At 61.4% G+C, this 23,474-nt stretch carries 18 protein-coding genes and 1 pseudogene; 5 read left to right on the top strand and 14 right to left on the bottom strand.

Annotated features, from left to right (window positions below):
- Positions 1–95: 95 nt before the first annotated feature.
- Together PXH66_RS21060 and PXH66_RS21055 are read right to left on the bottom strand one after the other, a co-directional pair.
- Positions 96–2,741: an ATP-binding protein gene (locus PXH66_RS21060; protein ID WP_330931889.1), complete on the bottom strand. Its 2,646-nt coding sequence runs from the start codon at positions 2,739–2,741 to the stop codon at positions 96–98.
- 145 nt (positions 2,742–2,886) lie between these two features.
- Entirely contained in the window at positions 2,887–3,771 is an 885-nt protein-coding gene (locus tag PXH66_RS21055; protein ID WP_330931890.1) for a nucleotidyltransferase family protein, read from the bottom strand.
- 128 nt (positions 3,772–3,899) lie between these two features.
- Between PXH66_RS21055 and PXH66_RS21050 the strand changes: the two genes are divergently transcribed.
- Complete coding sequence (locus PXH66_RS21050; RefSeq protein ID WP_330931891.1) at positions 3,900–4,364, top strand: hypothetical protein; 465 nt, start codon at positions 3,900–3,902, stop codon at positions 4,362–4,364.
- Between the two features lie 18 nt (positions 4,365–4,382).
- Here PXH66_RS21050 and PXH66_RS21045 read toward each other — a convergent pair whose 3' ends face one another.
- Complete coding sequence (locus PXH66_RS21045; protein ID WP_330931892.1) at positions 4,383–5,591, bottom strand: S41 family peptidase; 1,209 nt, start codon at positions 5,589–5,591, stop codon at positions 4,383–4,385.
- Positions 5,592–5,910: 319 nt separating this feature from the next.
- On the opposite strand from PXH66_RS21045, the gene PXH66_RS21040 reads away from it, so the two are divergent.
- The 3 genes from PXH66_RS21040 to PXH66_RS21030 all read left to right on the top strand — a co-directional run bounded on the left by PXH66_RS21040 (position 5,911) and on the right by PXH66_RS21030 (position 7,343).
- On the top strand, positions 5,911–6,288 hold the full coding sequence (locus PXH66_RS21040) for a VOC family protein (protein ID WP_330931893.1): 378 nt from the start codon (positions 5,911–5,913) through the stop codon (positions 6,286–6,288).
- Positions 6,289–6,368: 80 nt separating this feature from the next.
- Positions 6,369–6,938 carry a hypothetical protein gene (locus PXH66_RS21035; RefSeq protein ID WP_330931894.1) on the top strand — a complete coding sequence of 190 codons (570 nt, stop codon included), beginning with the start codon at positions 6,369–6,371 and terminating at the stop codon, positions 6,936–6,938.
- A gap of 192 nt (positions 6,939–7,130) precedes the next feature.
- On the top strand, positions 7,131–7,343 hold the full coding sequence (locus PXH66_RS21030) for a hypothetical protein (protein ID WP_330931895.1): 213 nt from the start codon (positions 7,131–7,133) through the stop codon (positions 7,341–7,343).
- A gap of 145 nt (positions 7,344–7,488) precedes the next feature.
- Here the strand turns inward: PXH66_RS21030 and PXH66_RS21025 are convergent, their stop codons facing one another.
- From PXH66_RS21025 to PXH66_RS20990, 8 genes are all read right to left on the bottom strand, one after another.
- Positions 7,489–9,318 carry a C1 family peptidase gene (locus tag PXH66_RS21025; protein WP_330931896.1) on the bottom strand — a complete coding sequence of 610 codons (1,830 nt, stop codon included), beginning with the start codon at positions 9,316–9,318 and terminating at the stop codon, positions 7,489–7,491.
- Positions 9,319–9,401: 83 nt separating this feature from the next.
- Positions 9,402–10,478, bottom strand: coding sequence for a type IV pilus twitching motility protein PilT (locus tag PXH66_RS21020; protein WP_330931897.1), 1,077 nt, complete (start codon positions 10,476–10,478; stop codon positions 9,402–9,404).
- 4 nt (positions 10,479–10,482) lie between these two features.
- A complete protein-coding gene (locus PXH66_RS21015) occupies positions 10,483–12,069 on the bottom strand; it encodes a type IV pilus twitching motility protein PilT (RefSeq protein ID WP_330931898.1) in 1,587 nt (528 codons plus the stop codon).
- Positions 12,070–12,147: 78 nt separating this feature from the next.
- Positions 12,148–12,843, bottom strand: coding sequence for a DUF2490 domain-containing protein (locus tag PXH66_RS21010; protein WP_330931899.1), 696 nt, complete (start codon positions 12,841–12,843; stop codon positions 12,148–12,150).
- A 100-nt stretch (positions 12,844–12,943) separates the two neighbouring features.
- Positions 12,944–14,359: an SLC13 family permease gene (locus tag PXH66_RS21005; RefSeq protein WP_330931900.1), complete on the bottom strand. Its 1,416-nt coding sequence runs from the start codon at positions 14,357–14,359 to the stop codon at positions 12,944–12,946.
- Positions 14,360–14,472: 113 nt separating this feature from the next.
- The gene (yiaK, locus tag PXH66_RS21000; RefSeq protein ID WP_330931901.1) at positions 14,473–15,444 is read right to left on the bottom strand and encodes a 3-dehydro-L-gulonate 2-dehydrogenase; all 972 of its coding nucleotides are present in this window, start codon (positions 15,442–15,444) and stop codon (positions 14,473–14,475) included.
- A gap of 183 nt (positions 15,445–15,627) precedes the next feature.
- Positions 15,628–16,584 carry a glycoside hydrolase family 43 protein gene (locus PXH66_RS20995; protein ID WP_330931902.1) on the bottom strand — a complete coding sequence of 319 codons (957 nt, stop codon included), beginning with the start codon at positions 16,582–16,584 and terminating at the stop codon, positions 15,628–15,630.
- Positions 16,585–16,695: 111 nt separating this feature from the next.
- Positions 16,696–17,484, bottom strand: a complete 789-nt coding sequence (locus tag PXH66_RS20990) for a dienelactone hydrolase family protein (protein WP_330931903.1) — start codon at positions 17,482–17,484, stop codon at positions 16,696–16,698.
- 202 nt (positions 17,485–17,686) lie between these two features.
- Here PXH66_RS20990 and PXH66_RS20985 point away from each other — a divergent pair, with 202 nt between their 5' ends.
- Positions 17,687–20,107: an ABC transporter permease gene (locus tag PXH66_RS20985; protein WP_330931904.1), complete on the top strand. Its 2,421-nt coding sequence runs from the start codon at positions 17,687–17,689 to the stop codon at positions 20,105–20,107.
- 27 nt (positions 20,108–20,134) lie between these two features.
- Here the strand turns inward: PXH66_RS20985 and PXH66_RS23165 are convergent.
- The 3 genes and pseudogenes from PXH66_RS23165 to PXH66_RS20975 form a co-directional block, all read right to left on the bottom strand.
- Positions 20,135–20,446, bottom strand: a pseudogene (locus PXH66_RS23165) (SAM-dependent DNA methyltransferase); the annotation flags it as partial.
- A 64-nt stretch (positions 20,447–20,510) separates the two neighbouring features.
- Positions 20,511–20,846, bottom strand: coding sequence for a hypothetical protein (locus PXH66_RS20980; protein WP_330931906.1), 336 nt, complete (start codon positions 20,844–20,846; stop codon positions 20,511–20,513).
- 27 nt (positions 20,847–20,873) lie between these two features.
- Positions 20,874–23,468 carry a S8 family peptidase gene (locus PXH66_RS20975; RefSeq protein ID WP_330931907.1) on the bottom strand — a complete coding sequence of 865 codons (2,595 nt, stop codon included), beginning with the start codon at positions 23,466–23,468 and terminating at the stop codon, positions 20,874–20,876.
- Positions 23,469–23,474: the final 6 nt, after the last annotated feature.

Below are 23,474 nucleotides of genomic sequence, written 5' to 3'. Positions count from 1 at the left end.
CTAGGACATTTTCGGAGCAACACCAAATGATTTCCGCCCCACCCATGAAGAATGTTCATGGCCGGTTTTGTGGTTATGGCCACGCTTCTCCGGCTCTAACTCAGAGCGGCGTGCACCGTCTGCACCAATACTCGCGTGGAAAATGGCTTACTCAAAAACGGGGACGCACTATTCGTGGTCCCGGTGGCTTCGCCCCACGATTCCCCGAAGTATCCCGACATGTAGATAAAGCGCATGTCGGGCTGAATCCGCCGCACGGAATCGCGCAGCGCGGCTCCGCCCAGCACGGGCATTTTCATGTCGGTGATCACCAAATCAAACGCCGCAGCATCAGCCTCGATCAGTTTGAGCGCTTCATCGCCGTTGCCCGCGTCCGTCACGGTGTAACCGGCATTCTCCAACGCGATTCGCACCAGCCGACGGATGGCTTTTTCATCCTCCACCACCAGCACCCGAGCCGGACCTTTCGCCTCCAGCAACGCCGGCACGGGTTGGTTCTCGCCCGCTTCGTCCCGCTCAACCTGGGGAAAATAGATTTTGAATGTCGTGCCGTGTCCCAACTCACTCTCGACCGAGATGACACCACCGGCTTGCTGCACGATCGCGTAGACATTGGCCAGTCCCATGCCGGTGCCATGTCCGGAGGTTTTGGTCGTATAAAACGGCTCAAAAATGCGATCACGCGCGGCCCGGTCCATACCTTGCCCCGAATCCGCCACCATCAGCATGGCGTAATTCCCCGCCGGCGCGGTGAAATTCCCGTCATCGAAGGCTTGGAGGAAGACCACGTCACGCACTTCGACGACGAGTTGGCCACCATTCGGCATGGCGTCGCGAGCATTGAGCGCGAGATTCAAGACCACCTGTTCGATCTGCACCGCGTCGGCCAGAATGGGCGGGGAATTCGTGGTGAAACTTTCCTGAATGGAAATATCCGCGCCCAGCAGCCGCGTCAGCATTTTCATCAAATCGGACACCACCTCCGAGAGGTTCAACCGCACGCGAGACAAGGCGGATTTATGACTGAACGCGAGCAGCTGGGCCGTGACCCCTCGAGCCCGCCGGGTCGCTTCGGTCAAATCCTCCAGCAACTGCCGACCCTCCTCGTCGGGAATGTGGTTTCCCCCTTTGAGCAGATCCGCACTCATCGTCACCACGGCCAACAGATTGTTGAAGTCGTGAGCGATCCCGCTGGCGAGTTGCCCCACCGCCTGCATTTTTTGCGACTGCCGCAATTGCGTGGAAAGCTCGCGCAATTCGGTCACGTCGCGCACCACCAACAATTTTCCCGGTTCCCCCATCCAAGTCATCGCGACCGCCCGCGTCTCCAGCTGGATCACCTTGCCGCCGCGCTCGAACCGGGCCTCGGTCACCTGCCCAATCGCGTGACGAATCGGCGGTTCATCCCCGATCACCTCCGCAACATCGAGCTCGAGCAAGGCACAGACTTGTTTGTTGGCAAAGCTCACCCGGTCATGCGCGTCGACCACCAGCAAGGCGTCGGGCAACACCGCGACGATGTTGGCCAACGCATCCTGCGCCCGGCGACGCTCATCGATCTCATCGTGCAAAGCCGAGGTCTGCTCATCAATCGAGGCAGTCATCCGCTCGATCGCCCGCGACAAGGGGGCAAATTCCGAACGCGGAGAAACCGGCAGTTTCAACACCCCGTTGCCAGCGTAGGCCGCCACTCCACCCATGATCGTATCGAGCGGCCGTATCAATTCCCGCCACATGGCCACCACCATCACGACCAAGCCCAAGGCGACGACCGCCCCCAGCACCAACGCGATCATCACCAACGACCGCTCCATGCCCCGCAGCAGAGTGTCCGGCACGCGCGCCACGAGATAGGCCAGTTCGTTCGCCCGGTGGTTGCCCGCCACCACGATCGGCAACGCCACCACGCCAATGACTCCGTCCTCCTCGTCGCTCAACAACTGCTCCACCCCGCCGGGTTGGCGCATCCAGTCATGCCACTGGGGAAACTCATTCGTTACTTCGAATCCGGAATCACCATCCCCCCCAAACTCACGGTTGCGGTCCGGATGGGATAAAAACTGCCCCCGCAAATCCACCATGAACAAAGCCATACCGCCGCCGGAGTTGAGCTGCAGTCGTCGCAAATCCATGCGCAAATCCAGATTGGCCACCACAAAGGCCGCCGCACGACCCGTCTCGTCCGCGATGGGAATGGTGGCCCGCAATACGGGCCGATGGGGGATTTCGATTCCGCCGTGTTCGTGGTTCAGCTCGATCGGCGACAACATCACCTCCCCGGGCTCCAGCAACAACGCGTCGCGGTAGTAATCGCGATGTCCCTTCGACTGGAGCTCCGAATCCGCCACGATCCGCGGAGGCTCGTTGTAATCACCGCGATCCACCCGCACGAACTCGGTGCCCTCGTCATCCCGTCGAATCAATCGCAACTGCTGGATCACCGGAAACGCTCGCATCACCGCGAGCAAATCCGACTCCAGTCGAGCGCGTTCGCGACGGTCGGGCGCAGTGATCAAACTGCGCACCGCCATGGTTTCGGAAATGGCCCGCACCTGCCCGCGCGCGATGTCGCCCAATTCCTCAAAATGTTCGACTTGCTTGCCCACCCGCTCCTTCACCCGGGTCAGTTCCAGCTCGCGCAATCGTTGAATCGAACTGCCGTAGACCGCCAGTCCCACGAGCACGAACACCAATAAAACTCCAGCCAGAACGGCTAGACTACGACGGGCCGATAGTCTCATAAAATGCAGGGGAAGGGTTAATTACAAGCGGGCCAGCGCTTAGCCACACACGGGAAGCCATTAATCCAGCCAGAGCAACCCTGCTGCTCAATTCCCGGTATTTCCCCCAATTGCCGCACCCTCATCCGTGCCAGCAACGGACCGATCAGTCGCCAAACAGACGCGCCGGGTATTCTCCGCTTTCCACCATCGCACGCAGGGTCGCCTCGACCACCGGCTTGTCCTCGCGGTAGGTCACGCCAAACCACGCCGCCGTGGTCGGGCGCACCCGCACGGTCGCCCGGCCCGCGACGATCTCGGCCGAGACCGCCGCGGGCAGATAAAACTCCGCCTTGGGCTCGCTCAAACGCGTGTCGACAAACGCCCGCCACTGCCGGTCCAGGGCCGGCCAAAACGACGGTTGGAACGCCCAACAGTTCATCGAAACGGATTCCTCTCCGGTAAACATGCGATCCGGCCCCACGTCGGACTGCGCGATACCCGGGTGTTCGACGACCTCGCTTAAGAAACCCTGCTCGTCCACCTGACAAACCCCGCGCGACACCGTGCCCTGATCGGACAAGGTGTTGGCGAGGCGAAACCCCACCATCGCGTGATCCGCATCGGGGGCGGCCACAAACGCCGCCAGTTGCGCAAAGGCATCGCGCCCCAGAAAATCGTCGGCGTTGATCACCGCGAACGGCACTTCACCCACGACCTCCCGCGCACACCAGACCGCGTGACCCGTGCCCCACGGCTTCACCCGATCCGCCGGCACTTCCGCGCTCTCCGGCAACATGTTGATCGCTTGAAAAGCGTAGGCGACCGCAATGCGACCCGCATACTTCGCCCCGATCTGAGTGCGAAACGCCTCCTCAAAATCCGTGCGAATCACGAACACCACCCGATCGAAGCCCGCGCGGATCGCGTCATACACGGCGTAGTCCAGAATCGTCTCGCCCGCCGGTCCGACCGGATCGAGTTGCTTGAGCCCTCGATAGCGGGAACCCATGCCGGCAGCGAGAACGAGAAGCGTCGGAGCAGTCTTCATAGCCGGCTATCCAGACAGCGCAAAGCGGCGGATTCCAAACCTAATTCGGTCGACGCCCGTTAACTGCAAACTGAAGTGCCATTTGCATGAAGGGGGAACCCCGGTGATGGTGTTTCCATATGCGCCGCATGACGCCACGACTTATCACTTCGCTCTCCGCTCTCACGCTGGCCACCGTTTTTGGTGGCTGCGCCTCAACCACGACCAGCCCCGCCAAGGCCACGGCTTCGGCTTACGCCGGTGCCACCAGTTTTCCGCGCGACGCCATGAAGGAACTGCGACTGGGAATGACCCAGCGCGAGGTCCTGGCGCTCGTGGGACAGCCCGCCGAGAAAGAACCCGCCAGCGCCGCCAACGGCGAAGCCGAGACCTGGCGCTATTTTAATACGACCGACCCCGTTTACCGCGATGTCGCCATAGAGATGGAGGAGGTCGCCTACGTTGATCCGATCACCGGCATCGCCCGCACGATTCTCGACCCTCGTCCCGAGATGGAACGCATCACGACCCGCGAAACCTTCTTTCTCGTTTTTAACCAGAAGGGCATCCTCGCCGATCTCGATTACGACGCCGTGCGCAGTCGCGAGCGCTAAGCGCTCGTGCCCGCCCCCTCACTGCACTGATGACCGGGAGGCCTCGGCCTTCCCGGCCCGCAGTATCGCCAACGCCGCATCCAGATCCGGGTCCACGCCCGCCCGCAGATCGCCCAAGGTGCGCTCGACCACGACATCGGGCTCCACCCCGTTGCCTTCCAATCGCGTGCCATCAAGCGACTGGTAGTCGGACATGCCGATCTGAAGCTTTCCGCCGTCCCGCAGGCGGCGGAACCGACTCGACACGACCACGCCGGCCGTGGTGCGTCCGACCAACTGCGCCCGGCCATAGTGCTTCATCACATGCGCCAGGATCTCCGCCGCACTGGCCGATCCCGGGCCGATGAGCACCACCAACGGCCCGTCGTAACTCACGCCCGGCAGCCAGGCAGACTTCTCATCAGCGCGACGTCCCTGGCGCGAAACAAACGCCCCGTAAGCGACCCGGTGCGGGAAAAAATCGTTGATGATGCGCTCCAGCAAGTAAACCGCCCCCCCACTGTTCTGACGCAGGTCCAATACGATGCCCGGCGCTTCACGATTGGCCGCCAAACGCTGTCGCAACCACCGCTGGTTCTCCGATTTGAATTCATCAAAACGCAGATAAACCCATCCCTCCGGCTCCGCGCGCCGTTCTTCCGGAGGCATGGGCGTCGGCAGCGTCCGCGCCGTCAGCAGCACTTCACGTTCGTGGTTCGCTTCGTCCAAAAAGGTCCAGCGATAGGTTTCGCCCATCTCACTCCGAAAGGAAAAGCCTTCCTCGGGCAACGTCTCACCGTCCCGTGCCACGGCGATCCAACCCGCCCGCACGCCGGCTTCCTGCGCCGCGCTCCCCGGTCGCAATTCGACCACGACCCATCGATCACAGACCCGCTCCAAATTGACGCCCACATACGCGCGTTCCTCGGTGTATTCCTCCCAGGCTTCCCGGGGTGTCATCGCTCCGGTGTGGGCGTCGTTCAGCTCGCCCAGCATCTCGTTGATGACATCATACAATGCATCGGTATCCGGCGCTGCCGCCGCCGCCTCGCGGTAGCGATCCACCGCCGTCGCCCAGTCGGCACCCTGGAAGTTGGCGTCGTAAAAACGACGATCCACCTGGGCCCAAACCTGTCGCAATAATGCGATTTGCGCGTCGGCCTTGGCCTCGGCATTCGCATAAACCGGGACACGCGGCGGTCCCAGCATGATCGGCGTCACGCAACCGGTCAGCAGGCAGAGGCTCAAGCCAACCAACCCTACCGCTAGCCACCGCCGCCCCCCGAATTCGCGGCTACGGACGGACACCATTCGCAGGATTGAATCGAAGGACAAACAGGGCCAAGGCACGCGACCAGAACGGTTGTCCACCCGCCAAAGGTCAAGCGGCGTGCGCCGTGACTTTCGCTCCCCAAGCAGTTCGCCCGCCGGATGGCCAGGCGCGGGTTTACGACCTCGCCTACCTCACCAGATCGGGCGTTCACTCCCTGAATCCCCGCCCCCTCGACGGCTTGGGATGAATTGTGGAAATACGAAACACCCCGCTTTATTTCAGTCCCTGCCTGCGATGATCACTCACCTCGACCACATTCAACTCGCCATGCCGCCGGAGCAGGAAGACCGCGCCCGCACATTTTTCGTCGGACTCCTCGGCATGACCGAGGAAACCAAACCCGAACCGCTGGCCGCCCGCGGCGGGTGTTGGTTCCGCTCCGGACCTACGATTGTGCACGTCGGCGTGGAGTCCAATTTTGGGCCGCAGGGCAAAGCACACCCCGCGTTTTGTGTCAGCGATCTCGCGACATTGGCCGAGCGCCTGCGCACCGCCTCTTTGCCCGTGCAGCCCGACACCGCTCTGCCCGACCGACGTCGGATTTACACCACCGACCCCTTCGGCAATCGCCTTGAGTTCATCCAGGACGGCGACGGATTCGGTCAGAAGTAGCCCGCTCCGACGCGACGACCAAAAGAGATAAAACCCATCTCAGTTGAAAGAATTCGCCCCGCCACCACGTTCCATTAACCATGAAACTCTGGCGCATCACGTTATGGGCGATTTTCGGGTTCATTTTGGCCGACGCCCGGGCTCAAACCATTCGACCCGAATCCGTCGAAACCGAACTGGGCGAAGCGCTTGGTTTTCAGCTCTATCGCTTCGAGGCGGAACTGGCCGCCGATGAAGTTTTGGTCGTGGAACACCGCACCGAAAACGTGGGCAAGGAGACCTTGGTCATCCAAACCATCCAGCGGCCCTCCGGATCGAACAGCAGCTACCAAATCACGTTGGTCGACTCGGGCGCATCCCATCCGTCGCTCCGCGGCACGACCATGCTACGATACCCGGGTCACGAAAGTTTCATCGAAAATCGTCGCCTCGCGCAGACCGAGTCCGGCGCGGATCTGACGTTTAAGTTCGCCGAAGACTTCGGCAATGCGTTCGTCCTGATCCATCACTGGAGCGCCTGGGTCGAGAGCTACGAAAAAGCCCGCGACCGCCTCGGAGGCCTGCCCGCCCTGAAACCGGGCGCGGGTTGGAGCAGCAACAAACTGATCGCTCATTCGACTCCGTCGGAGTCGGCGACCGACGCCGAGTAAGGCCGCCGTTTCGTATCGTCCGTTTCAATACGCCAAATCATCCACCGCAAACGGGCGACCAAGTCTGCGGCTCATGGGCAGATTCATCCACGTTCGTTATCCTCCGCTCCAATCCAACAAGCCACGCCCTGCCCTGGCCGGAACGAATGAGGTAATGCCATGTCGAAGCACTGCTATCCCCACGTTTCGGCCATGCTTCGTAAAAATTCCTGCTTTCTCATCCTCGTCATCACCATGCTCTTGAGCGGTTGCACGACCTATCCCGAAAACGCAGATGCTCCGTTCGATCACGCGCGATTTACCGAGGAGCAAAAGGGCTATCATGACCGGCTCAGTTCGGTGCAAGAGGCCGATTGGGATGAGCACATTCAGCGCAGCCGAATGCAACACGCCGGCACCAAGTAAGGTTCCTACGTAGGAGCGCGTTTACGCGCGATGAACCCAATGTCTCGGCGCGATGAACCCGATGTCCCGGCGCTAAGGGGCAGGTATTATCGCGCGCAAGCACGCTCCTACTTGAGCCCGCTATGGCGGGTTCGTATCGTCCGTTTCAATACGCCAAATCATCCACCGTAAACGGGCGATCAGGTTTGCGGCCGAGAATCGACTTGAGCAGATCGTTCATCGTCGCGACATCGTTGTCGAAGCCACCATGTGATTCCGCCTTGGTCCGCGCGTTGCCCCCGCGGCGCGCCCCCTGGCTGTAAATAAACTCCGCCGACAGACCCGCGGCATCCACCGATTGACTGAATCTTTGCATGCCCAGCAGCGGCTCGCGGCGATTATCTTCAAACGCGTTGGAGACCAGCCACAGCAGCGATTTGCGATACAAATGCGCCACGTGGTCCTTGAGCTCCAACCGGGCATCGAGGTTGTAGACGTTCAGGCGCGCAATCGCGCCGGCCTCGAGCAGCGGTCGGTAATGACTCTCGAACAGGGCGATACTCGCCGCCGGCGCCAGCAACGAACAGGTCTCGACGATTTGCTCGGGCGCGAGGCGGCGCAGAGCGGTGAGCAGATGTGCCTGCAGAATCGCGCCCGTGCTGTGACCGGCAACGTGCAGCTTCACCGGAGTGGCCGCCGTCTTAAAGGCGTCGACAAAGGCTTGAAGCACTTTCGAGCCGTCATCCTTCCGGCGTGCGAACGGTGAACTGGCGCCCATCTTCATTTGTCGCCACACGGCCCGACCGGGACCACGGGTGAGTTTCTCCAGCAACCAGTCCGAGATGTCGGAAGGTCCGCCCATGCGCTCCGCCGCCGGCCCTTCACGCCGCAACACCACATCCCGGAGCTCCTCGCCGAGACCGGTGTCATACATGAAATGAAACGGGTAGATGCCGTTGGCCTTGAAGACGGTTTTGAGGGCCTTGATCCGGGACGCGGAGGCGCGGACACGGTTGAGCCCCCCATGCGCGTAGAGCAGCAGGTGCTGATAATCCGGCGAGGCGGCGACGTGGGCGGCGGTCTGCCGCACGTCGTTCAGGCTGCTCCAATAGCGACCTTTGCCGTCAAAGCGGCCATCGTCGAGGTGCACAAAATGCCCCATGATTTCGTTGCGCACCGGCGCGTCGCCCGCCTGGCCGGAACCGACCGACGTATCCACGGAACGGCGACCGGGGAAAATCTGCGGCGTGGGCAGCGCGAGCCGAAACACCCAGGCATCGTAGATATTGGCCTTCCAATCCTCGTAGCTCCACAGCGCCAGACCGCCCTGCCCCCACGTGGGTCCCCAGGAATTCTGCACCCAGAATCCTTCCGCGTTGTAACCGACGATGGCGAAGCAATGACCGCCCGTCCGGCCGGGTTTGAACGGGATGCGGCCGTTCTTCGTGTAGGTGCGACGCCAGCCCTGGTGCACCCGGGCCGAGGCATAGATGGCCCCGACTTCGTTGAGCGCGGCGTGAAAATCAACCACGTCGGGTTTGATGCGGTAGTAGGCACCGATGGTGTGATTGAAGGCATCCTTGGCGCGGTCGATCGTCAGTTCCCCCGGTTGGTCCGCCTCGTAAGGCCACGCGGCTTCACGACACACGCCCATGTTATACCAGCCTTTGATCGCACCGCGACAGCTGGACCAATTGTAGCCCTCACCTTGCCACTCGTCGTGACGCTTCGCCATCTCGTAGAGCATGCGCGGGCTGACCCGCACATCGCGACCGGCGCGATGGTTGAGCAGGTTGATGACGGCGGCCAAACCAAAGCCGGTGCAGGCACCTTCCTGTCCTTGATCCAATACATCTCCCGGTTCCAACACCGGGGCGGGCAACTCGGGCGCGAGCCGCAGCAAGGCGGGTTCATACATGCAATCGCGCAGATCGACGATATCGGAGACGGCATTGGTTTCGTAACCGTCGATGGTCGGAGGCGTGGTATCACTCATGATATTATCGGGCAGATCATGAGTCGAACGGCGGATCTTATGCGCCGGGTTGGAAAGGTCAGCAGGGGCCAGCCTACTGCTCTTTAATGAGCGGCATCGAGGTCGCCGGGTTTGAGCAAGGGTTGGAACGTCGCCTTGTCGGTGGCTTTCATAAACGCTTCCAACGGGGTGATGGTTTTGTCTTTCACGCGGTCCATGAGGCTCCAGTCCATGGTTGTCATGCCGTCGTTTTTGCCGCTCTCGATGATGGCACGAATACTTGAAATCGCGCCGGTGCGGATGGTGTTGGGCAAGGCTTCGTGCCGCAGCAAGATCTCGTGCACCGCCACCCGCCCCTTGGGCTGGCGCTTGCACAGCAGTTGGGCGACGACGCCCGAGAGGCAGCCCGCGAGCATGACGCGCACCTGGTTCTGCTCATCGGCGGGGAAGGCGTTGATGATGCGGTCAACCGTCTTGGGCGCGTTGTTGGTGTGCAATGTCCCAAACACGAGCATGCCCATGGAGGCACAACCGAGCGCGAGTTTGATCGTTTCAAGTTCGCGCATCTCACCCACGAGCAGGATGTCGGGGTCGTGACGCATCGCACCTTTGAGCGCGTCGCCAAACGACTGGGTGTGCTCACCCACCTCGCGGTGCACGATGACGGATTTTTTGTTGGGGTGCACAAACTCGATCGGGTCCTCGATCGTGATGATGTGCTTGGCCAGGTTGTCGTTGATGTAGTCGATCATCGCCGCCAGCGTAGTGGACTTACCACTACCGGTCGGTCCAGTCACGACCACGAGGCCCTCGTTCATGTGGCAGAACTTCTTGAGCACCTCGGGCAGATTGAGCTTCGAGAACGACAGAATCTCGGCCGGAATCTGGCGAAAAATACCCGCCTGGCCCCAGTGATTGTAGAGGAAGTTGCCGCGGAAACGCGCCACCCCCGGAATCTCGTGGGCGAGATCGAGATCCTTTTTTTCCAGGAACTCCTCCCATCGCGCGGGCGGACAGATACCCGAGAGATAGTCCTCCATCTGGATGGCGGTGACGAGACCATCCTCGAGGGGCACGACGTTGCCGGAGATGCGGGCCTTGGGCGGCAGCCCCACGTTGAGGTGCAGGTCGGACCCGCCTTTTTCCAACATGAGCTGCAGGAGTCGATCGATGGAAGCCATGGCCTTATTTAATTTGGGCGAGAAGTTGTCGGGTGGTCACATTCTGGCGGGCGGTTTCGGCCGAGACTTTACGAGCGCGGTAGAGCTCCATGACGGAGTTTTCCATTACACACATGCCTTCGCGCACGCCCGTTTCCATAACGTTGCGCAGGCCCTGCATCTTGCCCTCTTTGATCAGGGCCGCGACCGCGCGATTGGAGACCAGCATTTCGGTGGCGAGAATCAGACCGCCTTCGGTCGCGGGCAACAGGCGTTGGCAGATCACGCCACGCAGACTCTCCGCCACGCTGGACCGAATCTGCGTTTGTTGGGCGGGAGGAAACACATCGAGCAAACGGTTCAGCGTGGTGGACGCGTCACTCGTGTGCATCGTGCCGATCACCAAGTGACCCGTCTCGGACGCACTGATGGCCATCTCGATCGTCTCCAGATCGCGGAGCTCACCGATGACAATGATGTCGGGATCCTCGCGCAGCGCCCCTTTCAGCGCGGAGTGGAAGGATTTGGTGTGCGTGCCCACCTGGCGCTGGGTGATGTTGCAGCCGATCGACTCCTGCACGATCTCGACGGGATCCTCGACGGTGATGATGTGGTCCTTGCGCTGTTTGTTGAGCTCGTGCACGAGTGCCGCCAGGGTGGTGGTCTTGCCGGCGCCAACCGGTCCGGTGACAAGCATCAGACCGTTGTGATACGACAGCATCTTCTTGATCGTATCGACATTCTTAAGACCGAGTTTGTCGATTTCGGGCACGTCCGCGATCACCGTGCGGTAGCAACCGGCGGACCCGTTCTTGTGAAACATCAGGTTGACCCGGTAGCGGTGCACCGCATCCAGCGCCAAAGCGAAGTCGTAGTCGCGCTGCTCCATGTAGATCGCGCGTTGGGATGGCGCGAGCAAAGCGGTGTTGATGCGCAAGGCCTCGGCTTCCGTGATGATGTGCTCACTGATCGGAGTCAGCTCGAGTTGCCGCCGCACAAACGGAGTCGCCCCGGCTGAAATGTGCAGGTCGCTCACCCCTTCCTCACCGCACAGCACCAACATGCCTCGCACTTGGGCGGCCAAGGCTTCGTCACTGAGAGCGGCGAGGTTGTCAAAATCAAGTTCACCCGCCTCCACCACGGCGTCCGCCGGCGGCAACGAGGTTGCCATGCGCGCGGAACCCGGTGCCGCGGCGACCGGAGCAGGCTCGGCCTTGGGAGCTGGCGCGGAAGCCGGCACTGTGGGCGGCGGGGGGGCGACCGCGGGCGCGGGTTCCGGCGCAATGGCTGGAACCGGCTCCGGCTCCGGGGCGATGGCCGGCACTGGCGCGGTGTCGGCGGCCACAGTTAGCTTGGGCTTGTCCCGCCCCGGAGGCCCAAAGGGGTCGTTCTCCGGTGGACCTCCGCTCCCTTTCTGAAATGCCTTGCCGGCGAGCGCTTCCAAATCGGCCAGATAGGCGTCGGCCACGTGGCCCTCGTCGATCAACTCCTGCGCAAAGTCGATGAGCTCGGCGTCGTCGCCCAACTTGGCTTGAACGGCCTTGGCTTGCTCGAGAGTGAAGAGTCCTTGGTCGATACCGAAACGGGCCAACCAGCTGATTGCGGGAACCATAAGCGTGATAGAGGAAAGCGGACGCCACCCTGCCCGGGCCCGCTCCCGCTGCCAAGCGCTAAGGTCCCACTCCGGGACTCAAATGCGCCAGGTCAGATAGGTGCCAATCACATTGGCCCGCCGCCAGTCCGATCCGTATTTCCGCGCGCGGATCAGGTAAAACACGCTCAGACTGGTATGCTCCGTGGGCCGCAACCGCACCCCGAACGGCGTGAGACGATACTCCGGCCGCGTGTCGTTGGCGTATTCCACGAACCCTTCGGCTCCGGCATAAACCCCTTGGAAATACCCCGGACGCGTCGGCCGCCACGCCACCTCTCCGTAGTGCCGCGATACAATGTTGGGCGAGTCCTGCCCATCGAGCCACCGCGCGCGCAGACTTTGCCGCAGTGCGACCCCCCACTGTTCGGAGAGCCACCAACGCGAGGTGTGTCCGCCGCCCACCCAAAACTGCTCGCCATGCCGCGTGTCGCCCGTGACGGGGTCTTCACTGCGGGCATCGATGTAGGTGAGGTCGGCCGTCCACTTGGTCGAGCGGTTGTAGGTGCGCGCCACCGCGGCCCTTAAAAACACCGTGCCGAGGTAACTCGCGTCGTCGGTGAACCGCGGCTCCGCCCGCCAAGTTACGGACGTTTTGGCGTCGAGTGTCTGCTGCACAAACAGTCCCGTCCACGACTGAAAATCATCGGCCCGCGCCAGGACGGGCCAGAGCAGACTCAGCATGAGTCCACTGGTGAGTGCCGTCCGGCCTCGTAAGCGGTGGGTTGTTTTCATCACCGCCCAGATTATCGGAAACGCGCCCGCAACGATGCGCAGATCTGGCGATTCTCATCGCATCATTCGTCTAATTATGAGGGCGCACATTCGCCGCCCCTTAATCCAAAACCAATGCGCACCATCCGGTCGCCAGAGCCGCGCCGAGGATTCCCATGATAATGCCCACGGCCACAAAATCCTTGGCTTCCAGCCGGCCGGAGCTGTAGGCGATCGCATTCGGCGGCGTCGATACCGGCAGACACATCGCCGTCGATGCCGCGAGCGCGATCGGCGCGATGATTTTCAGATCAAACCCGGTGCCGATCGCCGCCGCCACCGGCACGATGATGTTGGTGGCGGCCGTGTTGCTCATGAAGTTGGACAACGCCATGCAGCCAAAGGCAAACGCCCCCGCCAACACGAACGGACTCACCGCATCCACCGGCAGTTGTTGTAGCAACCAATCGGCCAGGCCCGTCTCCGAGACCCCCACGCCCAGCGACAGACCTCCTGTCATCAAGAGGAGCACGTCCCACGGCAATTTCCGCATATCAAACGCGCCCAGCACGCCCGTGACCGTGAAGGCCGTGATCGGCACAAACGATACCACCGGCGTCGGCACCCCGTGCAGCGGGCCCGACATCCACAAACCCACTGTCACCATGAACACCACAAAAACCACCGTCTGCTGCCACCGCGGCGCCGGTTCCTCGCCGATCGACGGGCTCAGGGCGCTCGACAGATCGAGCTTCGTATTCCCCGCCGGATAGCGCACGAGCAGGTAGACAAACCCAACCCCCGCGAGCACCAACGCCGGCGGCAATCCGATCGCCATCCACTGCAGAAACGACACCGGGTCCTTGTCCTGCAGGATGCCCACCGCGATCGCGTTGGGTGGACTGCCGATGACCGTGCCCATACCGCCCAGATTGGCCGCGACGGGCACCCCGAGCAAAAGCGCCCGGGCAAATTTTTGATCCTTGGGCAGGGCAATGATGACCGGCGTGACCACCGCCATCATCATCGCGGTCGTCGCCGTATTGGAAACGAACATCGAGAAGACGAACGTCACCCCCATGACGCCCAACAATACCAGCGACGGTTTCGACTGACATCGCCGGATCACCATCGCGCAAACCTGCCGGTCCAGTCCCGATTTCGCCGCCGCCGAGGCGAGCACGAATCCGCCAAAAAACAACCAGATCACCGGACTCGACCACGGCTCCACAAACATCGTCCAGTCCGACTTGGTTTCGGCCAACACGCCACCCGGCCGCCCGAGCACCATGATCTCCAATCCGATGACGAGCAGCGAAACCGCAAACGCCGGAATCGCCTCCGTCACCCACAATCCGCCCGCCAAGAGCAGGATGAACAAACACCAGCGTCCCGCTTCGCTCAGCCCGGCGTATTCCGGGAGGGCCGCCGCCACACTGGCGAACAACAATGAGCCGATAATTTTTCGCACGATACCTTTCGAATGGGGATCGAGCTTGCCCAGATACTTCTGGGCGGATTTGCGGGTATCGCGCATGGCAGACTATCTCTAGTCCCAGCGCTTCGCATCTGTAAATCACACTCCCGCCGATCACAGCAGGCGGCGCGTTTTCCCCAAAATACGCGCACTGCCCGAGTCCGGGGCGATTGCTACTCCGCCGTCAGCTGCGCCCACACATCATCGCGCACAAACAGCCCTGCCTGCGCGCTCTCCCGCCGCGCCGCCAACACGGCCTGTCCGGGATATCGCGCCTCCGGGTTGGCCGTCGCCAACCCCTCGATCACCTCGCGCGTTCGGGCCGCCGCACCCGCGCCTCCCAGCGCGTTGGGTTTCATCGCGATGAACACCTGGCTCAGCCCCAGTCCATCGGTGAGCTTCGCCGAGTTGGCCCCATCGGCCAAAATGGCGGCAAAGGCATCCAAGACGATCGCCAGACCGGACCCTTTCCAAAACCCCATGGGAAACATGGTGCCGCGCTGCAAAATCTCATCGGGGTCGGAGGTCACCTGACCTTCCGCGTCAAGCCCACCCGGCACCGGCAGCGGTTCACCCGATGCGCGATGTGAATCAAGCCGTCCCCACGAATACTGGCTCATCGCAATATCGAGCACGAGGTGCGCTCCGTTCTCACCCGGGGCCGCGAACACGATGGGATTATTGCCGATCGACTTGGTGGTCCCGCCCCACGCCGGCATCATGGGCTCCGTATTCGACCAGCAAATACCGAGATAACCCCGCTCGACCGCGCGCCAACCGTAGTTACCGGGCCGGCCCCAGTGACCGGTGTTGCGCAAGGCCACACAGCCGAGGCCGTGGTCGTCGGCCAATGCCATGGCGCGGTCCATGCAAAACTCGGCATTGAGCGCCCCAAAACTCCCGTGACCGTCATAGCGCTCCAGGGCTCCGAATGCGGCCACGCGCTCGGGATCGCGGTCATGATTGCTGATCTGACCACCTCGCAACCACGCCAACACATGCGGCACGCGGTTCGCGCCATGTGAGTGCACGCCATCGGCACTGGCTTGCGCATACAATTCGGCCACCCGGCGGGCACGCGACGCACTCACGCCTTCGCGCTCAAACAGGCCGGTGACAAGGTCGATAAACTTAGGAGCAGGCACGCGTGGCATGCCACGGAACGTGTGGGTCTCCCCAATTCACCGCAACGCCAAGCCACCGCGCCCCCGCTAACGCGTTAACCGCAAGAATCCGCCCATGTGACCGAAGGCAACGAAGAGATCAAAGACCCGGCGTCGGCGTGGCTTCGTTCTCTTCGTTACCTTCGGTAACAAACACTTCCGCCGTCAGACGACGGGCAGGATGTTGCCGGCGTCGTCGTAGAAGATCTCTTTGGCTTTCACGCACCGTAAGTGGTTCACCCCCCCCGACAGCGAAGAATCGTGATGGAAGAGGAACCAACGGCCCTGGTGCTCGACGATGGAATGGTGTGTCGTCCATCCCACCACCGGCTCGAGGATGCGACCGCCATACGTGAACGGTCCGTAGGGATTGTCGGCCGTCGCATAGACCAGGTAGTGCGTGTCGCCTGTCGAGTAGGACAGGTAGTAACGGCCTTGGTGTTTGTGCATCCAAGCGCCTTCAAAGAAGCGACGATCGTGGTCATCGGCTTTGAGCCGTTCACCGTTCTCGTCGAGAATCTGAATCTCGCGCACGTCTTCGGCGAGGGCGGTCATATCGTCGCTCAACTTGGCCACGCGCGGGCCGATGGCGGGCACGTCGCCCGTCGGCTCTTCACCGCTCGGATCGTGCTGGTTGCCCGACCATTGCTGGAGTTGCCCTCCCCAGATGCCGCCGAAATACAGATAGGCCGCGTTGTCGTCGTCGACGAGCACCGCCGGGTCGATCGAGTAACTGTTTTTGATCGGCTCGGGCTCGGCCTTGAAGGGACCCTCGGGTTTGTCACCCACCGCGACGCCGATACGGAAAATGTCGTCGTGATCGCGGGCCGGGAAAAACAGGTAGTATTTGCCGTTCTTGGCGGCGGCGTCGGGTGCCCAAAGTTGGTTCTTGGCCCACGGAATGTCCTCCACCGCGAGCGCCACCCCATGGTCGGTCACTTCGGCACCGACTTCGTCCATCGAAAAGACATGGTAGTCCACCATGTCATACTGATCGCCGTTGTCGTTCGTCGGCTGGTCCGTCTCACGGTCGTGCGAGGGGTAGACGTAGATGCGGCCGTTGTAGACGTGAGCCGAGGGATCGGCGGTATAAAGGTGGGTAATAAGGGGCTTATCCGACATGAAGAGAGCAAATTGCCTCCCATCGCGGGATGATGGCTAGCGGGAATTTGCTCTATTGTTTTCCTAAACCCGCAGCGAGTCCGGATTTTAGCGTAACACGGCCCACCTCCGTCATCGCCAAATTTCCGTGAACAGGGCGTTCATCATGGTAAAAGCCCGCGCCGAACTCAGGGCGTTGTATTCCGACTGCCCGGCGGCAGCGGCATCCGGATTGGTGAACGAATGCACCGTGCCGCTGAACTCAACCAGCTGCCAGTCCACGTCGGTCGCGAGCATGGCGGTGGTAAACTGGGCGACGTCGGTTTGCGGGACGTAGGGATCGGCCGCGCCGTGCAACACCAGCACCTTCGCCTTCGTCTTGGCGGCATCCGCCTCCAGCGTGGGCGAGACGAGATCGCCGTGAAACGACACGATCGCATCGAGCTTCGCCCCACTGCGACCGAGCTCCAGCACGGTGCCCCCGCCAAAACAAAATCCGATCGCGGCCAACTTGGACTTATCGAGGTTCACCGCCTTCGCGTTACTCAATAAAACGTCCAAGCCCTTGGCCGCCCGCGCTCGCATCAACGCGCGGTCGCCGCGCACGAAACCCGCGGCGGCCCCGGCCTCGCTGCCATTGGCTGGACGCACATCGACGCCATACATGTCGGTGACCATCACCACGTAACCGTTGGCCGCGACCATTCGGGCCTTGGTCATGGCGTTGGCGGTCGGCCCCATCCAATTCGGCACCATCAACACGCCGGGCTGCGGCTGGGCCGCGGCGGTATCGTAAACAATCGTGCTCTCGAAGGTGGACCCACCGAGCTCGTAACGCACGGTCTTGGACTCAAGGGCGGCATGAACCGAGCCGGCGTAGAGCGCGGCGAAAAGCAGGGGCAACAGGAAGCGACGTTTCATAGATGGGCAACATAAGCACCCGCGCCTAAAAGCAAACCAAACTCCCACGCCGTCGGCCCCCACGCCGCGAAAGTGTAACCATTATGGTTACACTTTCGCGAGGATGCGGCGCGCCAACGAAGTTTCTGCAACTTTGGCGGTCCTCGCCGGGTGATAGCATTCGAACCCACGTTTCGTCCGCTCGTCCGCCCCCTGCCCGCTTATGTTCCAAGATCTCCGTTTCGCGTTTCGCATGCTCGCGAAACATCGGTGGTTCTCCGCCGCTGTCATCATTACCCTCGCCCTCGGCATCGGCATCAACTCGACCGTTTTCACGCTGGTGAATGCCGTGCTCTACAAACCGCTCTCCTTCCCCGGCGGTGAACGCATGGTGACGGTATCCAGCGAAAAACTCACCAACCCCGAGGACCGTTCGCGGATTTCGTGGCCGGACTTTCTCGAACTGCGCACGCAAAACCAGAGTTTCGAAAGTCTCGAAGCCGTCGAGCGCGGGCAAGGCACGATCAGCGAAACCGACATCCCGCCCGAACGCTACAACCTCGGCCGCGTCTCGGCCGGACTCTTCGAGATGCTGCACACTCCGCCGCAGATGGGGCGTGGATTCAGTCCCGCCGATGGTTCCGCCGGAGCCGAAAACGTCGTGCTGTTGAGCCACGGACTTTGGCAACAACGCTATGCCGGCGCCGCCGACGTGCTCGGACGCAGTATCCAAGTCAATGGCCAGCCCGCGACAGTCGTCGGGATCATGCCCGATGGCTTCAAGTTTCCCAACCTCGAAGACCTGTGGATGCCCTTGCAACCGACAGCGAATCGTGAGGACCGCACGCGACACTCCCTCGAACTCTTCGGCCTGCTCAACCCCGGCACCACCCTCACTGCCGCCCAATCCGATCTCGCGGTCATCGCCGCGCGCCTCGCAAACGAACACCCTACGACCAACGAAGACCGCGGCCTGATCGTGCGCACCTTTCACGAGACCTACAACGGCGGGCCGATCAAAACCATTTTTCTCATGATGCTCGGCGCCGTCGGTTTCGTGCTGCTCATCGCCTGCGCCAACGTCGCCAACATGATGCTGGGCCGCGCCGTGAGCCGCGGACGAGAGATCGCGGTGCGGGCCGCCGTCGGCGCCTCGCGCCCTCAGCTCATTCGCCAACTGCTGGTGGAGAGCGTGCTGCTCAGCGGCATCGGCGGATTGCTCGGACTCGCGTTCTCGGGCTTCGGTTTGCGAGCGTTCGATTTGGCCACGGCCAATGTCGGTCGCCCCTATTGGATCACGTTCGAGATGGACTGGCGGGCCGCCCTTTATTTTGCCGCCATCTCGATCAGCAGCGGGGTCGTGTTCGGCCTCGTGCCGGCGTTGCGCGCCTCCCGCGTCGATCTCACCACCGCGATCAAGGAAGGCACGCCCGGGGCCGGCAGCAGTCGCAGCCGACTCACGGGCACATTGGTCGTGGTGCAATTCGCGTTGACCGTCGTGCTCTTGGCGGGTGCCGGCGCGATGATCCGCAGTTTTTTCGCCGTGCAGGAACTCAACGCCTACACGCGCCCCGACACCGTATTCACCGCTCGCCTACAATTGCCCGAGGCCGAAGGGGAACGCTATCACGAGGCCGAAACTCGCCAGCAGTTCTTCGCTCAACTCCTGCCCGCGTTGCGCGGCCTGCCCGGCGTCACCCACGCCGCCGCCGCCAACTCCTTTCCCGGGCTCGGCGGCAATCGACGCGGGGTCGAAATCGAAGGCCTGCCGCATCCTGATCCCGAAAACCCACCCCAGGTTTCCATGGTCGTGGAGTCCCTCGACTACCTGCAGACCGTTGGAGTCCCACTGCAACAAGGCCGCCTGTTCGATGCCAACGACGGTGAGACTGGACGCGAAGCCGTCATCGTATCCCGCGCGTTTGCCGCGCGACATTGGCCCGATGCCACCGCCCTCGGCCAACGCATCCGGATGGTTTCCGACACAGACGATGAACCGTGGATGACCATCATCGGGATCTGCGCAGACATGGATTTGAATCCCGGCGAAGCGGATTCTCCGCCCACCATCCATCTCACCTACCAGCAACAATCGTGGGGCTGGATGGGACTCATTCTGCGCACCAACGGCGACGCCGCAACCTTGGCCACACCTGTGCGCCAAATCGTGCAACGCATCGACCCCACGCTGCCGCTGTTCGAGGCCAACACCCTGGCCGCCGGCCTCGAACGCCAACGTTGGTTTCTCAAGGTCTTCGGCACGGTCTTTTCCGTGTTCGCGTTCACGGGCTTGCTCATGGCCGCGGTCGGCATCTACGGCGTGATTGCACACCAGACCGTGCGCCGCACCCGCGAGATTGGCATTCGCATGGCGCTCGGCGCCACGGCCCGCCACATCGCCCGCCTCGTGCTCTCGCGCGGACTCACCCAACTCGGCATCGGCCTCCTGCTCGGACTAGCCGGTGCCTATGGGGCGACCAGCCTGCTCACCAGCACGGGACTCTTGCTCGGCATCAGCGCGCACGACCCGCTGCTTTTCAGCAGCATCATCGCCCTGCTCACGACCGTCGGCCTGTCCGCCTGCTGGCTCCCCGCCCGCCGCGCCACCAAAGTCACCCCCACCGAAGCCCTGCGCGTGGACTGATCGGTTTCGAGGCCCGTGAGAGACCCCGTCGACCATCTCGATCACGCGGGGGAGTTTGGCGGGGTCTTAAATCTTGTGAAGGTCTGTCCCAGCATCCCCTTCTCGGTGCCAAGTGCGCGGAGCGTCTCGACGTAGAGCACCTCGAGTTCGGTGCCCTTAAGCGGACGCATGACCGGCCAGGCAAACCGCGTGGGCACGCCCGCATTTCGCCGGTAAGGCGGCTTGGCATACTCAACCGCCATCTTGAGGAAGATGAGTTAAGTTGAGCTGTTCAAGGTAGTCGCCGTAGCCCAACCCATCATCGCGGAAGGTGTTACAGAAGCTCCAAACTTTGGAGATATCGCTGTCCGTGACTTGGGGTGGCCGCTAGCTCAGGCCGGTTCGCCAGTTTCGAGCTGGTAGATCATGCGCCAAATGCGATCGGTTTCCCCGCGCTCAATGACTTGTAACGGTGTCGAATCGGCGAAAGCTGAATTCGGAGTTTCAGCCAGCGAGTGATGTCTTTTGAATCCATTAGCCTTGCCTGTTCAATTCGGAAGCGGATCGCTTCGAACAGGGTAGATGAAGGCAGTTGAACCGTGCGCTTTTCGTAGTCTTCGATGCGCGAGGCAAGACACGCAATTTCCATGTCATAATCCGCGCCAGAGAACAGATTCATCTGCATGAGATCCGCCAAACGATGGAGGGCCAAATCGTGGTCCGCCGGCGTTCTGATCAGTCTGGGCGTGGTTGAGTTCATAGGGAACAGCGGCCTCAGGGACCGCTTCTACAACTTAATACGGTTCTCGTTTTCGACTTCAGTTTCAATCCGGTTCTCCGCCTCGATGCGTTCGTATACCGGTAACTCCATGTCGAGTGCTTCGAAACTCACGGCCAAACAATAACGAGCTGCGGCCGCCGTCTCACGATGGTTCCATCCAAGGTGGGCGCGAACGGCGATCGAAAACTCTTCCGGCAGATCGTAAGCGTCAAATTCCGCCCAGTCCTTTTGGAGTGTCCCGCGTCCGCGTGAAGTTTCCTCAGTTTCGCCGAAATTCGATTGCGTATGCAGGGTCCAAGGGATGTTTCGCCCAGCTCCGGCCCCTCCGTTTCTCATCCGGTTCACGAAGATGTCGGCTCGCTCACCCAAGCGACTGGCTTCCCAGTCCAGCCAAGTTTCCAAATAACCAGTGCGGCGAGCACGGGTGCGGCGCGGCAGCGCCGTGTAGGCTAGGGTAACATCGATTCTAAGACGCGCTTCCAGGGCGGCGTTCCGAATCTCGTCCGGAATCTTAACCGTGAAGAGATGGAACTGTTTTCCGGGTAGCATTTCCGCTTCGGTGGTGATCAGCGTCACTCGGGTTGGTGTATTCTCCGTGGCGCGCTCCAAAGATGGCAGGCCGAAACCGATCCACCGGAGAACGTGGTCTTTGTTCGGCTCGTTCTCCGCCCAGTGCGGCCAACGTGCGCTTTGAGCGATAAGTGCTCGGTAAAGTAGTGGCGATGCGGTTGGGAAAAGGGCTTGGAGGTGAGCCGCCAAGTGGGAGACCTTGGGTGCCGAGAACGACGTGCCTGCTCCATCCTTCGAAAACGACGACTGGCCGTGGAGTGTGGAATTGAGCAACTCGACGGCAACCTCCGGGTGCGGTGCAACAATGTAGGGAGATTCCGAATAGACCAAGTCGCCGCCAAATTCCACTACCTCTGGTTTGATGACTGACCACGGTTGGCCAAACCCCGAGCGGGAGAAGGCAGACGGACGGAGTTCATCGTCAGCGAAGGACCGTCGGTCCTCGTCGTGCCAAGATTTGCGCGCGATAGAACCGACCGTCAGAGCATGCAAGCTCTGCGCCGGATTCGCCACCCGCATCGAATCTTCAAGTAGATGTTCTGGAGGCGCGCGTCCCTCAGCCAGATGAGTCGCTAAACCTGGATTGGCTTGGTCGCCGGGACCGAAACGGTGCTGGTTTCCGGCCGATTGGACGAACAATACGTCGTGTTCGTGCGACAGTTCGTCGATTTTCGCCGCCCAGGCGGTCATTCGGCGACGGGGGCACGGCACCTTGGCATTAATCGAGTGATTGAAAATTTTAGTGTGCCGGGGTGGTGCATGAAAGTGCTCCACGACTTGTTGAAGATATCGCTCCGGAGGCAGACTTGCAGGCAGACGATTATCTTTGTCCAAAACCCGTGCGTTCTGAATCCACGTATGAAGCTGTATTTCACCGCCGGTCGGGATCTCCAGTGGATAAAGGATCGCGCCCGCCACTCGGGTGCCGTGCCCCCGCGGTGAAAACTCGTCGGCAACATCGTCCGGGAGACAATCAGGCAGAAAGCTCCGGCTCCGTTCACTGTCCATGGCCGGGGCCAACCAGTAATGTCCCTCTTGAATGCCGCTATCGATGACACAGACCGTAGCAGCGTTCGAGGTCGGAGGTCGGAGGATCGGCGCAGCGGTTTCGCGCTGAGCGCCTTCAGCCTGAAACGTCCCTTGGAGCTCCGGAGGCAACGTCACTTCGAAGAGATGTGGAAAATTCATCACCACATCACGAAAGCCTTCACCACGCATCGTGACGCGAACTTGGACACTGTCGGCAAAGACCATGCCTGTGTCGGTTTTCAGGCCTTCATCGGAGACCATGCCAGTGACGAATCGGCCCTCAAAGTGATTCACAATGGGCTCTAATTCGTGGACACGGATTTCCGCGTTATTGAGCCACTGATCCTCCGCTTCCATGCGAGCGGCTAGGCGCTTCGCTTCGCGGCGCGCTATAAACTCACCTTCGGTCTCATTTTTCCTTTGGGGAACTCTGGGCCAGCGCATGTCCCGAGTGCTCGTCGCCGTTTGGATGGCGAGGTCGAAAGTGTATTCGGCATCGTTTTCGAAAGGCCAGTGAGCCAAGACTTCCGGCGCGAGGATCTCCGTCAGTTTTCGCCGGTCATCCCGTCGCTCGTAAATATCGAGTAGCGACGACCCAGCCGTAAGTGCTCCCGCTCCAGCACCGAACGCGTCGAGCACCTCGTAAAGCATGGCGAAGGAAAGGTCGTCGCTCGACACGAGCATGAGACCTTCTTCGGTTTCCGCGACGAGCTCGACCCCCAACGTTCTGACAATTGCCTCCACATCAGCTCCTTCGGGCAAGCGAAGGAGAAATCCTCGTTCGGCCGGAATCGGCGGTAGGTTCAACTCCGCTCGTTGTCGTAGATCCTGCTCATCCGCGCGACGCATCCCATCGAGAACCCCTTTGATCCGTCCGGCGTGGCCGGCGAGGTTTTGGCGATTCGCTTGGACTTCTGGATTTGGCTTCTTCCCACCCTTAAAATACGGCTCATACTCCCCCTTCAAAGTGAGTCGCAGGTGGGGGAAATTCGGATCTGGCATCGTTGA

It is taken from the genome of Synoicihabitans lomoniglobus (genome assembly GCF_029023725.1).
Lineage (GTDB): Bacteria > Verrucomicrobiota > Verrucomicrobiia > Opitutales > Opitutaceae > Actomonas > Actomonas lomonigloba.
The sequence above is the reverse complement of the archived record's forward strand: the minus strand, read 5'-3'. Positions and strand labels throughout refer to the sequence as shown.

Excerpts from the sequence above, each read along its gene's own strand:
- PXH66_RS21060 (WP_330931889.1), bottom strand. The coding sequence starts at position 2,741 with ATGAGACTATCGGCCCGTCGTAGTCTAGCCGTTCTGGCTGGAGTTTTA.
- PXH66_RS21055 (WP_330931890.1), bottom strand. The coding sequence starts at position 3,771 with ATGAAGACTGCTCCGACGCTTCTCGTTCTCGCTGCCGGCATGGGTTCC.
- PXH66_RS21050 (WP_330931891.1), top strand. The coding sequence starts at position 3,900 with ATGACGCCACGACTTATCACTTCGCTCTCCGCTCTCACGCTGGCCACC.
- PXH66_RS21040 (WP_330931893.1), top strand. The coding sequence starts at position 5,911 with ATGATCACTCACCTCGACCACATTCAACTCGCCATGCCGCCGGAGCAG.
- PXH66_RS21035 (WP_330931894.1), top strand. The coding sequence starts at position 6,369 with ATGAAACTCTGGCGCATCACGTTATGGGCGATTTTCGGGTTCATTTTG.
- PXH66_RS21030 (WP_330931895.1), top strand. The coding sequence starts at position 7,131 with ATGCTTCGTAAAAATTCCTGCTTTCTCATCCTCGTCATCACCATGCTC.
- PXH66_RS21025 (WP_330931896.1), bottom strand. The coding sequence starts at position 9,318 with ATGAGTGATACCACGCCTCCGACCATCGACGGTTACGAAACCAATGCC.
- PXH66_RS21020 (WP_330931897.1), bottom strand. The coding sequence starts at position 10,478 with ATGGCTTCCATCGATCGACTCCTGCAGCTCATGTTGGAAAAAGGCGGG.
- PXH66_RS21015 (WP_330931898.1), bottom strand. The coding sequence starts at position 12,069 with ATGGTTCCCGCAATCAGCTGGTTGGCCCGTTTCGGTATCGACCAAGGA.
- PXH66_RS21010 (WP_330931899.1), bottom strand. The coding sequence starts at position 12,843 with ATGAAAACAACCCACCGCTTACGAGGCCGGACGGCACTCACCAGTGGA.
- PXH66_RS21005 (WP_330931900.1), bottom strand. The coding sequence starts at position 14,359 with ATGCGCGATACCCGCAAATCCGCCCAGAAGTATCTGGGCAAGCTCGAT.
- PXH66_RS20995 (WP_330931902.1), bottom strand. The coding sequence starts at position 16,584 with ATGTCGGATAAGCCCCTTATTACCCACCTTTATACCGCCGATCCCTCG.
- PXH66_RS20990 (WP_330931903.1), bottom strand. The coding sequence starts at position 17,484 with ATGAAACGTCGCTTCCTGTTGCCCCTGCTTTTCGCCGCGCTCTACGCC.
- PXH66_RS20985 (WP_330931904.1), top strand. The coding sequence starts at position 17,687 with ATGTTCCAAGATCTCCGTTTCGCGTTTCGCATGCTCGCGAAACATCGG.
- PXH66_RS20980 (WP_330931906.1), bottom strand. The coding sequence starts at position 20,846 with ATGAACTCAACCACGCCCAGACTGATCAGAACGCCGGCGGACCACGAT.
- PXH66_RS20975 (WP_330931907.1), bottom strand. The coding sequence starts at position 23,468 with ATGCCAGATCCGAATTTCCCCCACCTGCGACTCACTTTGAAGGGGGAG.